Below are 12,574 nucleotides of genomic sequence, written 5' to 3' on the forward strand. Positions count from 1 at the left end.
AAGTCCAGACAATCGAGAGTTTGCAAAGAACCACAATGCCATGCAGCTCAAGACTGGCAAGATGCAAGGTGGATGCAGATGGGAACTGATACCACATGACGAGGATGGTCTGACCGTCAGGGAGATTGCTACTGGCAACACCTATGAGGCCGTCAAAGCTGTCACAAAGCAGGGCTCCAGAAAACGATGGAGAATTCCATGGAACAACAAAACCGGTTGGCGTTACTTTGAAGACAAAGACATTAAAGCCTATCAGCTAAGGAAGCAGATAGAAAGCCTTCCTTTGGAGGAGCAGCATAAACGGAATAACGTTGAAGCAGCCATGTTCCAATACAGTTTTCATACACGTAATGGCAAGACCAGATACAGGGGCTTGCTCAAACATCGTATGCATGCATATAGCAGATGTATGTGGATGAATCTCCGAAGGATGGTAATATTCCTGATTTCAACATTTCAAAGATCGATATTTGCCCTTTTCGGGCCTATCAGAGAAGCTTTCGGCTCTTTCAAAGCGATTTCTCGACAGATATTCACCAGCGGAGCCGATTGCTATGTTTCACTCAGAATGACCACACTGGTCAGACTGGATTCAAAATATGCCCCTTTTTAAAGTGGGCTCATAAATAAACTTTGACACCTCAATAAGTTCTTTTTCGAGGCTAAGATATGACTGCCAAAAGATGTCCGATTTCTTCATATTATCAAGCCTTTTCTAAAATTAACTTGTTAACCCAACTTTTTACTTTCTTCAATCCCCACGACAGACCTGATAGTACCACTGCTGCTATCATTGAAATTAAAATACCACCAGTCGTAGAGTCTTTCAGCCCCACAAACCACTCATTTACAGCATTCCAATTATCCTTTATCAACACAAAAGAACCGTAGAACACAGCGGCCATTATCATGGTTCGCGCTACCATGTTAAAATATCTTACAATAAATCTCAGAGGATTCTTCTTGCCGAAAGTCCAAAACCACTTATACACCAATATGATTTCATGTAAATCATTCCATTTCTCAAACTGTCCTTCAAATTCCTTTATAGACAAAACACTGTCAAACAACGCCCATATAGGCTTAATTTTCGAATTTTCTAACATAGGATGCTCTATTTCCCCATCCTGAGTCCGTGATTCAAGCAGTGTTATAGCCTTGAATATAGTCCTATTATCAACATCCAACCTAATACCGGCTATAATGACGTATGGCAATACATAGTGAAAGAATGGTATTCGGACACGTTTCTCACCTACACCCTTTTCTATGAATTCCATATAGCATAACAGACTGGCGTCTTCCATATCGAATTCACACAATCGCATCTCCAACCAGGTCTTAGCTTTCTTTATCACACCATCCGTTTTCTGATAACCGCACTCTAACAAAGACACAATGACATAACTTGTAAAGAAGAAGCTTGAACCTCTGTCAGACAACTCTCCCCAGCCTCCATCTTCATTCTGCGCATTAACAATCCACTGTTTTGCAGACTCAAACTCTTGTAAGTCTTTTCTACCAAGCATTACAAGTGTACGCAATACGAGTGCTGTAATGTACACTCTAGGTACCGACTCCTTTATGAACCCCCAACCACTATCATTATCCGCAATAAAGGTATGCTGAGATACAATCCAATCGATACCTTTCCTTAATATTTCATCATAGGTGTTTACCTCATTATAGCGTTTCAGTGCTTGTAACGCCCAACAAGTTGATTCTACATTCGATTCACCCTTTGTATTCGATATATATGGCCAGCCACCATCCTGATTTTGACTCTTTCCAATGAATGACAGGCATTGTTCCTCCTCACGGCACGGCTTCCCTATCATTTTGTAATAAAGCAAGGCGATAGACGTTGCAACGATTCCAATTTTGTTCGTGCCCAAATGTTGATGCCAACCGACATCTTCGCCTACATGCCTCTGATTGTCGGTCAGAGTCTTGGTGCATGCTTTTACTGCTGCATCCAGCTTATTGCAATACAGATTTTTCATCAAAGTGTGGTTTTAGTCTCGCAATTGTCTTCTCTATCAATTCCCAGTTCTGATTCTCCACCCAGTCCCATCGATCTTCGCAATCCAGACTTGTTGCCAGCATATATCTCAGATATTGTCGTCGCAGTTTAAAGTCTGACTGGTAAGTCATTATACGCTCGTCCTCAACAAATAAGTAACGATCTAACTCTTCTTTCTTATTAAAGCATTCGTCTAACGAACCATAACAAGTACCTGCGATTTCCTTCTCGATACGCAAGTTTAGCTCCACCTTTGCTGGTATACAATGCAGATGTGCATGATAGCAATGTATATGATCCATACCCTCCAAAATACACGACCCCATCTTGCCATGCTCGTAAAATATGCAACTACCATACACTTTCACCAATATTTGCCTTACCTTCTCTTTAAGAGCCTTGAATTCATCCCAATATTCTGCAGGCAAATGAAGACAAGCCCCGATATGCTCTTTACTGATAATCAACAGATACCCTTCAACTATAGGTCCCAAAGACACCATCACGTAGAAATGTTCAGTTGTATAAAGTATTCTTTCCTTTTCTGGTGGATAGCAGAACCTGCATATCTCCTCCATCTGGCAGCATAGATCTACGACTTTGTTCATATCTTCATAAAATACTATTTCCATCTTGTCCAAAAGAGATACGAGCATAGCGTCCATATCCCTTTGGCTATTGATGCCATTTTATTCATTGGTTTTATTCTTGTTCCTTTCAACCATTTGCATGCTTTGCCTCTTCTACAACATCCGAGAAATCCTGCTTATGGATATTCTTCAAACCATTGGCATAGTCCCAACGCCTCAATCTTGTTACGTTGCTGTAAATAATAGCGTTAGAACTTCAGAATCGTCCCTCCCCAACTCAATCCTACTCCAAAGCCAGTGACCATCACCTTCATTCCTGAAGTGATTGCTCCAGCCTGAAGGCATTGTTTCAAACCAATCATAACAGTAGAAGAAACGGTATTGCCAGTTTCTGCAAGATTTACATAAAACTTGTCCTTGGGCAGTACGCATACCTTGCGAATTGTATTGAGCATAAACTTGTTTGCCTGATGGAAGACGTAGTAATCAACCTCGTTCTTCTCCATTTTGTTCTTTGTGAGTATTTCCTTCATCATAGTTGGTACTGCATCGAGGGTAAAATTGAAGATGGCAGAACCATTCATATATAAATAATCATCGAAACGCTGGTGTCCGTCTGCATCCTCAGCGACCACTCCAGTAGGCCGTTTGCAACGGGCAGCTCCTGTCTTGACGATAAGATGTTCTGCCCCTGAGCCGTCTGTTCCAAGCACGCATTCTCCAATCTCTGCTATTCCTTCATTTGAAATCAAACAAGCTGCAGCCCCATCACCAAAGATAGAGCGGTTGCTCTTGTCAGAAGGATGAAGGTATTTCTGATAGGTTTCTGCAGTGAGCAGAAGAACATTCTTTGCCAATCCGCTATCAACAAAGCTCTTTGCCATTGCCATTCCATAAACACATCCCGAGCATCCAAGATTGTAGTCAAACGCACCTGATGATGTGGGAATGCCTAAGCGATTCTGAAGTATGCAGGCTGTAGATGGGAGAAAATGGTCGGAACTCTGTGTGCAGAGAAGAAGAAAGTCTATTTCTTTGGGATTGACATTGTATTCCTCAAACAACTTGCATGCAGCCTTCTCAGCCATATCTCCTGCGGTCTCATCTGCTGCTGCAAGATGACGTGAGTTAACACCAACCTTTGCAGCAACCTTATCCACACTCCATTCGGGGAACTCCTTTAGAAGTTCCTCATTGGTAACCACCCTTTCGGGCAGATAATATGATATACCTTTTATATATGCCATTTTTCTTTATTATTCAAAGGACAATACAGTTCCTGCCCAACTTAATCCCACGCCAAATCCCGCTATTAGCACTTTGTCGCCATTCATGAACAAACCTTTATCCAAACAGTCTTCAAGAGCCAATGGAATGGTCGTGGAAGTCGTATTTCCTGTATTCTCCAGATTTATATAGAATTTTTCCTTTGGAATATGGCAAACCTTACGCAGTGTATTCAGCATGAACTTGTTCGCCTGATGCAGAACCACATGGTCAACCTCTTCCAATGATATTTCGTTTTGTCTTAAAGTCTCATTTATCAATGAAGGGACTCTGTCTATTGTGAAATTAAATACACTTGAGCCATCCATATAGAAATAATCGTCCCTTCTCATATTTCCTTCATTGTCCAAAGTCTCGTGCCCCGTATGGGTCAGATGTCTTGCTGCACCGTTCTTTACTATCAGACAATCCGCGCCACTACCATCAGTTCCTTTTTCAAAATTTCCTATTCTTGCAAAACCATTCGTTGAAATTACTGTCGCGCTTGCCGCCTCTCCGAACAGTACCCTGTTATTGTCTTCAGGATGAATGAATCTTGTTATGGTGTCTCCAGTAAGAAGCAATACATTCTTCGCAAGTCCGCTGTCAACGAAACTTCCTGCAATGGCAAGACCATACACATAACCTGAGCAGCCAAGGTCAAAGTCGAAAGCTCCTGCTGTAGTCGGGATGTTAAGTTTGTCCTGTATAATACATGCTGTTGGTGGGAGGAAATGGTCGGGAGATTGTGTAGCCATGATGATGAAATCAATCTCCTCTCTTTTTATTCCACTCTTTTCAAACAGTAGGTTTGCAGCCTCAACGGTCATGTCACCTGCCGTAGTATCATTACTTGCAATGTGACGATTTGACACCCCTACACCCTTAGCTGTTTTCTCTACACACGAGTTCTTTAATTGCTCTTGTAAAGCATTGTTATCCAACGTATGGGGGGGGGTAAAACATTTTATTGACTTAATATATGCCATATTGATTTTCTTTTTAGATTATACTAATACACCTTCTCCTCCTCCGCTAATGTCTATTGCTCCACCTGTCATCCATGAAGATGCGTCACTCAACAGATATATTGCGAGGTTTGCCACGTCATCCACTTGTCCAAACCTTTTCAGAGGATAGTTCTGTTCTGCCATTTTTAAATCCTCTTCGCTGAGGACATTTGTGATCATATCAGTCCATACCATACCAGGACAGATGCAGTTTACACGTATCTGACGTGGTGCCAATTCAAGGGCAAGACATTTTGCGTATGACACGACAGCACCCTTTGATGCACTGTATATTGCATTGCCCATAGAAGGACTCTCGTATGCACGTGAAGCTATATATACGATTGAAGCGCCCTTATTCACCTTCTTCTTGGCAAGGAGTTCCGCCTGAAGAAGCATAGGAGCTTCTATGTTGGTCTTCATCACAAAGTCAATGTCCTCTTGTGTGACAGCCTTGCATGGAATGCGGTTTGCCACTCCGGCACACATCACGACACCGTCGAGCTTTGGCATTTCCACAACCATTGTTTTCACAACTTCCCTGTCACTCAAGTCTGCAGCCATAACTTTATGTTCGCCTTCTGGCAACAGGTTTATAATCTCATTCAACCGCTCAGTATTCCTTCCGTTCATTATCACCGTTGCACCCATCTTGGCACAGGCAAAAGCCGTAGCTTTGCCTATGCCTGATGATGCTCCAGTGACAAGAATCTGTTTGCCTTCTAAGGTAAACGGATTGTATATCTCTGTCATAATCCGCAGCTTACTTGTTGTTGATGAGATTAAAAACATCCTCAACTGTGACGCAAGCTTTAAGCTCTGCTCCAGTTATAGCCTTGCCATATTCTGTTTTAGCAAGGGCAATCACACCCATGCCCGTGAGTGAAGACCACTCGTCAAGTTCGTGAAACTCTGTTGACATCGTGATTTCTGAAGCATCTGTGTCATCAAACTGGTCGGCGAAGTTCGCCAAGAATTGATTTTTGTCCATTTTTCTAACAATTTATTGATTAATACTAAAAATACGATTCTTAAACATCCAATTTCTGTGCAGGAATGCCAATGTATAGGTACCCATCCTTTGTATTTCTCATTACTACAGATCCAGCTCCAATACGGGTATTATTGCCGATTTTCAGATATTGCAATACTACACTCTTCACTCCCATAAAGTTGCAGTCGCCCATGGTTATGCCGCCTGAGATATTGCACGAAGGCATTATCACGTTATAGTTGCCAATTCTCGTGTCATGCCCAATGGGTATATATCCGTTGAAGATATTGAAATTTCCTATTTCAATGTTACAACTGACCAAGCATCCTGAGCATAGAAGATTTCCCTTGCCCATTCTGACATTGTTTTTGTCCAACCATGTCACACTTGGAGCAATGATATTCGGGAAATCCACCAACGGATTGTTTACTCCTCCAGCAATCTTTCTGACCACTTGTGGATTACCAACAGCTATGGCAATGTCCAACGGAGTCTTCCACACATTCAACGTTTCCATTCCGCCCAACACCTTACCATATTCATTGGCTGTCCCTTTTATTTCTTCATTGTCGTCAAAGAAACCTATCAGATTCCAACGGGGTTCTTCAAGGCTTTCATTTATCAACCTTATCAAGCAAGCTACTTCACGTCCGAAGCCGCCTGCACCAAATATTGCTATATCTTTCATTTTATATTAATTATGTCCATTAAATGCTTCCATTGTGGCTTGTCCTTCAGCTGAGATGCCGTCACGCACAAGCACTTTCTTTATTGTGATAAATATCACTTTAAAGTCGGTCATGAGGGTGCAATGATCCACATACCACACATCGAGCTTGAACTTCTCCGTCCAGCTGATGGCATTGCGACCGTGGCATTGCGCCCATCCCGAGATGCCTGGTCTCACCTCATGCCTGCGCATCTGCTCCCTACTATAAAGAGGAAGATACTGCACCAACAAAGGTCGCGGACCAATCAATGCCATGTCGCCCTTGAGCACGTTGATGAGCTGCGGGAGCTCGTCGATTGATGTGGAGCGGACGAACTTCCCAACCTTTGTGAGGCGGTCGGCATCGGGAAGGAGATTGCCGTTGGCGTCCCGCTCGTCGGTCATGGTCTTGAATTTTATGACCTTGAATATCTTGCCATCCTTGCCAGGCCTCTCCTGTAAGAAGAATGCCCCAGCCCCTTTGTTGGCGATGGTGAGCCAGATGTAGATGATGAGCAGTATCGGCCAGATGACCAATAGTGCGGCTAATGTGATGGTGAAGTCAATCACCCGCTTGAAAAAATGTTTGTACATAATTACTAAAAATGATTCATTATCGCCCTGAACGTATGCTCTGTGGTATAGTTATCGAGGAAGAACTGATAGCCGTTTTCGCCCATCTGACGGATGTCGGAAGCGAGCATGCAGTCGATAGTCTTGACAAACGCCTCCACCGAATTGCTCGGGCAATAGAAGCCATAGCCGTTCTGCTCTGCCAACGCTCCCGTATCGCAGTTCGGGTCAGTGCAGGCAATGATAGGCTTGCGGCTCATCAGGTAAGGCAACAGACGGCTCGGGTAGTTAGGGATAGTGAAGCGATAGTCGAGGAAGATCAAGCCCACATCGCACGCATCAGCCAATCGGTCATAATCCTCCTTGGGCAATCTGCGGAAGACCGACACAGCCTTCGGACGGCACTCATTCACGAAAGCCTCCAGCTTCGGGTATTCCGTACCGTCACCCACAATCACGAAATGGCAATCCTCACGGTCCTTAACCGCCCTCATACACTCCACCAGAAACGGAATACCTTGCGGCTTTCCCATATTGCCACCATAGATAAATATAGGCTTATCCGTTGGCAACCCATATTTCTCCCTTATACTCTTCGTCTCTTCGTCTCTTCGTCCCTTTGTCTTTTCGTCTCTTAGTCTCTTTGTCTCTTCGTCTCCAGAAGGCACATCATACGAATTAGGCGCAATCTCCACCTTCTCCGCCTTCACCTCCGGGTTATGCTCCAGTACAAAGCGCACATTCGCGGGACTCATGCAGCCGATGAAGTCAGAGATGCGATAGAGCTCCTTCTCCTTCTTTCGGAACATCCTGTAGAGCATTCCTTTCACGCCCGTTTTCGTCATCATTCCCAGATCAACGGCATTCTGCGGAAAGATATCCTTCAGCAGCAGGTAGGTCATAGCCTCAGGGTTCCTCCTCTTTGCCGCCTTGATCACCTTGTTGAACGTGATGGGAGGCGTGCTATACAGGATAAGGTCGAACCGCACATCGCTGAAGTACTTGTTCATGGCGCGCATAAACAAGTCCTCCAATAGCAGCTGTCCGACACCCTTCTCGATGATGGAAGTCTTGGTCACGTTGAGCGTCCTCACCCCAAGGCAATGCACGCCATTGTTCACCTCAACAGCGGTAGGCAATCCCGTCCGCCTCTCATTCGGGTAGATGATATACACCTCATGCCCCTCATCGCAGAACTTCCGCATCAAGTCCGTATAAATCCCACTTGCCGAGACATTCCTCATTTCCGAGGACATAGTTAGAAATAGTATGTTCATAATCATTTATTTATAAACTACATTATAAGCATTCAATGTGCAAGCCTATTACTATCCTTCTTGCGCAACTTCCAGAATATCTTCCGCTGACAGTGGCTGGTAGGCTCCATCTTTGGATTCGAATATGACGCTTCCTTCTTCAAGGGATTCCAAGGCATGCCATTGGCCTACAGGGACGCTCATGCCTACTTGGGCGGTATTGGGCGCAAGCTCATAAGAGGCAGTCTTCTCACCAGCATCGTTATAATAATGTTGCGCCACTTTTCCGCGAAGTACAATAATCGTTTCGGTAGAGCCTCTATGACGATGAATGGGGAGGATAGCGCCCGGTTCTACAGCATTGAGGATGCGCTGAGATGAGTCGATCGGTGTGGTGCGCAAGTCAAACGCTTGCCTCAATCGAGGACTCTCCTTCGCCTGTTGCGAAAGGGAGTCCATTATTTTTTGATCAATAATCATTTTTATTTCCTCCACACCATCTTATTGACGATACCCACATAACTCTGGATAATCTTCACAACCTTGGTGCTTACGTTCTCGTCCACATAGTCAGGCACAGGGATTCCATGCTGACCGTCCTTGCAGAGCTCAACAGCAGTATCTACTGCCAGAAGGAGGCTCTTCTCGTCGATGCCGGCAATGATAAAGTCGCCCTTGTCAATGGCTTCGGGACGTTCGGTAGATGTACGGATGCAGATGGCAGGGAAGGGGTGACCAACGCTGGTGAAGAAGGATGATTCCTCGGGGAGCGTGCCAGAGTCAGACACGACTGCAAAGGCGTTCATCTGGAGGCAGTTGTAATCATGGAAACCGAGAGGCTCATGCTGGATGACGCGCTTGTCGAGCTGGAAGCCGCTGGCTGCAAGACGGTTGCGTGAGCGAGGATGGCAACTGTAGAGGATCGGCATGTCGTATTTCTCTGCCATTTTGTTGATGGCATTGAAGAGCGAGAGGAAGTTCTTCTCTGTGTCGATGTTCTCCTCACGGTGGGCAGAGAGCAGGATATATTTGCCCTTCTCCAAGCCGAGACGCTGATGCACATCGCTTGCTTCTATCTCTGCGAGATTCTCATGGAGCACCTCTGCCATAGGTGAGCCGGTGACGTAGGTTCGCTCCTTCGGCAGTCCGCAATCGGCAAGGTAACGTCTAGCGTGCTCTGAATATGCCATGTTCACATCAGAGATGATATCCACGATTCTGCGGTTGGTTTCTTCGGGGAGGCATTCGTCCTTGCAGCGGTTGCCTGCTTCCATGTGGAAGATAGGGATGTGCAGACGCTTTGCGCCAATGACGCTCAGGCAGGAGTTGGTGTCGCCAAGGACGAGCACTCCATCAGGCTTCAATGCTGCAAAGAGCTTGTACGAGCAGTTGATGATGTTGCCGCAAGTTGCGCCAAGGTCATCGCCAACTGCATCCATATAGACCTCGGGTTCTGCGAGCTTCAGGTCGCGGAAGAAGATGCCGTTTAGGTTGTAGTCGTAGTTCTGACCTGTATGGGCTAGGATAACGTCAAAGTACTTGCGGCACTTGTTGATGACTGCGGCAAGACGGATGATCTCAGGACGTGTGCCCACCACGATAATGAGCTTCAGCTTGCCGTTGTCTTGCCAATGAATATCGGTATAATCAAATTTCGGTTGCTTTTCCATAAAGTTATTCTTTTACTACCTTATCAAAATATGTGTCAGGACGCTGAGGGTTGAAAATCTCGTTGCAGTACATGACGGTCACGAGGTCTTCGTTTTCACTCAGATTGATGATGTTATGAGTGTAGCCAGGGAGCATGATGACGGATTGGATCTTGTCGCCACTCACCTCATATTCGATGATTTCTGAACACGGATCAGACGGATTCAACGGATTTTCGGGGCGAAGCTGAATCAATCCATGGCCTGAAACAACAGTAAAGTATTCAAACTTTGAGTGATGCCAATGCTCGCCCTTGGTGATTCCGGGCTTGGAGATATTTATGCTCACCTGTCCGCAGTTAAGCGTGTGCAAGAGTTCCGTGAAAGAACCCCTTGCATCCACATTCATCTTGTGGTCATATATCGCTTTCTCCTTTGGGAGGTACGAGAGATAGGTGGTCATGAGCTTGTAGCGGAGACTGCCCTGAGGGAGGGCGATCATATTGATACCGTCCTTGTTGGCTGCTGCATCGGCACACTCGTGGATGATGTCAACGATTTCACCCAAAGAGGTCTTGTGGGTGATTGGGCAGTAGCAATACAAGTGATTTTCAGAACACGAATTGCACGAATCACACGAATTATTTGCCGGTACGGGATCGAGTCCATCATAGGTACAGTAGTGTGCTTCCCCTTTGAGTGCTCTTATCATCTCATCTACCAAATCATCTATATAGAGCAGCTCCATTTCCACACTGCGGTCATTGACCTGTATGGGGAGATCGTTGGCGATGTTGTTGCAGAATGTGGCGATGGCAGAATTGTAGTTCGGTCTGCACCACTTGCCGAAGAGGTTCGGGAAACGATAGACGAGCACCTTGGCGCCTGTCTCCTTGCCGTATTCGAACATCAGTTCCTCACCAGCTTTCTTGCTCTTGCCGTATTCGCTTGTGCCGAAACGACCTGCAAGGGTGGCTTGGATGGAGCTGCTAATCATAACAGGGCAGTTGTTATTATACTTCTTCAGGTTGTTGAGCAAAGTGGAGGCAAATCCGAAGTTGCCCTTCATAAACTCTTCCGGGTCTTTCGGGCGGTTCACGCCTGCAAGATTGAAGACGAAGTCGCATTCCTTGCACCACTCATCGAGCTGCTCTGGAGTGGAGTCGATGTCGTATTCATAAACGGCATCAATCTGCAAGTCGCCATAACAACGTGCCTTGCCTTCCTTTATGTTATTGAGTTGGGAGCAAAGGTTCTTGCCAACGAAACCTTTTGCTCCTGTTACTAAAATACGCATGATAACTATTTCTTTTTGAACACGAATTGCACGAATTACACGAATGATTGCAACGATATATATTCGTTAGATTCGTGTTCGTTAATATCATTCGCTTCTGTAATCTCTTGATTTTGCTTTTGGCTGCAAACCGAGGTCTTCGCGAATGAAGTTGAGTTTCAAAAGCAATTCTTTCATACCCTCAACATCAAGTCTGCGAGTGTTATGGCTGTGATAGTCTTCTGTGCGGCTGATGGCATCATCTCCCTCAGTGAAGAACTTGTCATAGTTGAGGTCACGACTGTCGCATGGAATGCGGAAATAGTTGCCCATATCCTCCGAGCGAAGCATTTCCTCTCGTGTGACCAGTGTTTCGTAGAGCTTCTCACCATGGCGAGTACCAATCACCTTCACTTCTGTCTCTCCGTACTTTGGATCGATTTTAGCATAGGTCTGCTTGAGAGCTTCTGCCAATACCGCAAGAGTAGCTGCAGGTGCTTTCTGAACGAAAAGATCTCCATTGTTTCCATGTTCAAATGCATAAATAACAAGGTCAACGGCATCATCGAGGGTCATCATATATCGAGTCATGTTAGGGTCGGTGATGGTGATAGGCTTGCCTTCCATCATCTGCTCTACCCACAGAGGAATCACGCTTCCTCGGCTTGCCATCACATTACCATAGCGAGTGCAGCAGATAGTAGTCTTTGAGTTTGCTCCAAGCGCACGTCCCTGGGCAATAGCTACCTTCTCCATCATCGCCTTGGAGATGCCCATGGCATTGATAGGATATGCAGCTTTGTCGGTAGAAAGCACCACTACGTTCTTCACCTCATGTGCAATAGCAGAAAGCAGCACATTGTTCGTACCCTCAACATTCGTACGTACAGCTTCCATAGGGAAGAACTCGCACGATGGCACCTGCTTCAGAGCAGCCGCAGAGAACACATAATCTACACCTGCCATTGCGAAATCCACAGCCTGACGGTCGCGCACGTTGCCGATATAGAACTTCACCTTATGAGCCACATCCGAGCGATTAGCCTGAAGAAAGTGACGCATATCATCCTGTTTCTTCTCATCGCGTGATAGAATACGGATTTCACGAATGTCGCTATCAAGAAAGCGACGAAGTACTGCATTACCGAACGAGCCGGTGCCTCCTGTAATAAGGAGGACTTTGTCTTTGAAAATGCTCATATTAATAATTGTTTAAATTTATTCTTTT

The 12,574-nt window shown here is 45.3% G+C and carries 13 protein-coding genes and 1 pseudogene; 1 reads left to right on the plus strand and 13 read right to left on the minus strand.

Annotated elements, in window-relative coordinates; genetic code table 11:
* Positions 1–613: pseudogene (locus ACTQ16_RS14630) on the plus strand (transposase); the annotation flags it as partial.
* Between the two features lie 91 nt (positions 614–704).
* Here ACTQ16_RS14630 and ACTQ16_RS14635 read toward each other — a convergent pair.
* From ACTQ16_RS14635 to ACTQ16_RS14695, 13 genes are all read right to left on the minus strand, one after another.
* Positions 705–2,003, minus strand: a complete 1,299-nt coding sequence (locus tag ACTQ16_RS14635) for a prenyltransferase/squalene oxidase repeat-containing protein (protein WP_441938065.1) — start codon at positions 2,001–2,003, stop codon at positions 705–707.
* Positions 1,981–2,688, minus strand: coding sequence for an HIT domain-containing protein (locus ACTQ16_RS14640; RefSeq protein ID WP_441938067.1), 708 nt, complete (start codon positions 2,686–2,688; stop codon positions 1,981–1,983). The genes ACTQ16_RS14635 and ACTQ16_RS14640 overlap by 23 nt, the downstream gene beginning before the upstream one ends.
* Before the next feature lie 173 nt (positions 2,689–2,861).
* Positions 2,862–3,860 (minus strand): 3-oxoacyl-ACP synthase III family protein, encoded by a 999-nt coding sequence (locus tag ACTQ16_RS14645; RefSeq protein ID WP_441938069.1) that lies wholly within the window; start codon positions 3,858–3,860, stop codon positions 2,862–2,864.
* Positions 3,861–3,869: 9 nt separating this feature from the next.
* A complete protein-coding gene (locus ACTQ16_RS14650) occupies positions 3,870–4,868 on the minus strand; it encodes a 3-oxoacyl-ACP synthase III family protein (protein ID WP_441938071.1) in 999 nt (332 codons plus the stop codon).
* An 18-nt stretch (positions 4,869–4,886) separates the two neighbouring features.
* Positions 4,887–5,642 (minus strand): SDR family NAD(P)-dependent oxidoreductase, encoded by a 756-nt coding sequence (locus ACTQ16_RS14655; protein ID WP_441938072.1) that lies wholly within the window; start codon positions 5,640–5,642, stop codon positions 4,887–4,889.
* A gap of 10 nt (positions 5,643–5,652) precedes the next feature.
* Complete coding sequence (locus tag ACTQ16_RS14660) at positions 5,653–5,880, minus strand: acyl carrier protein (protein ID WP_441938074.1); 228 nt, start codon at positions 5,878–5,880, stop codon at positions 5,653–5,655.
* Between the two features lie 40 nt (positions 5,881–5,920).
* Entirely contained in the window at positions 5,921–6,571 is a 651-nt protein-coding gene (locus ACTQ16_RS14665; protein WP_441938076.1) for a NeuD/PglB/VioB family sugar acetyltransferase, read from the minus strand.
* Between the two features lie 6 nt (positions 6,572–6,577).
* Positions 6,578–7,186, minus strand: coding sequence for a sugar transferase (locus ACTQ16_RS14670; RefSeq protein ID WP_441938078.1), 609 nt, complete (start codon positions 7,184–7,186; stop codon positions 6,578–6,580).
* Positions 7,187–7,191: 5 nt separating this feature from the next.
* On the minus strand, positions 7,192–8,442 hold the full coding sequence (locus tag ACTQ16_RS14675) for a glycosyltransferase family 4 protein (protein WP_441938080.1): 1,251 nt from the start codon (positions 8,440–8,442) through the stop codon (positions 7,192–7,194).
* A 51-nt stretch (positions 8,443–8,493) separates the two neighbouring features.
* The gene (locus tag ACTQ16_RS14680; protein ID WP_441938114.1) at positions 8,494–8,901 is read right to left on the minus strand and encodes a WbuC family cupin fold metalloprotein; all 408 of its coding nucleotides are present in this window, start codon (positions 8,899–8,901) and stop codon (positions 8,494–8,496) included.
* A 2-nt stretch (positions 8,902–8,903) separates the two neighbouring features.
* Positions 8,904–10,091: a non-hydrolyzing UDP-N-acetylglucosamine 2-epimerase gene (gene wecB / locus ACTQ16_RS14685; protein ID WP_441938082.1), complete on the minus strand. Its 1,188-nt coding sequence runs from the start codon at positions 10,089–10,091 to the stop codon at positions 8,904–8,906.
* A gap of 4 nt (positions 10,092–10,095) precedes the next feature.
* Positions 10,096–11,367, minus strand: a complete 1,272-nt coding sequence (locus tag ACTQ16_RS14690) for a polysaccharide biosynthesis C-terminal domain-containing protein (protein ID WP_441938083.1) — start codon at positions 11,365–11,367, stop codon at positions 10,096–10,098.
* An 87-nt stretch (positions 11,368–11,454) separates the two neighbouring features.
* Positions 11,455–12,546 carry a polysaccharide biosynthesis protein gene (locus ACTQ16_RS14695; protein WP_441938084.1) on the minus strand — a complete coding sequence of 364 codons (1,092 nt, stop codon included), beginning with the start codon at positions 12,544–12,546 and terminating at the stop codon, positions 11,455–11,457.
* Positions 12,547–12,574: the final 28 nt, after the last annotated feature.

Origin of the sequence: Prevotella sp. LCP21S3_D2 (genome assembly GCF_052118345.1) — a bacterium.
Lineage (GTDB): Bacteria > Bacteroidota > Bacteroidia > Bacteroidales > Bacteroidaceae > Prevotella.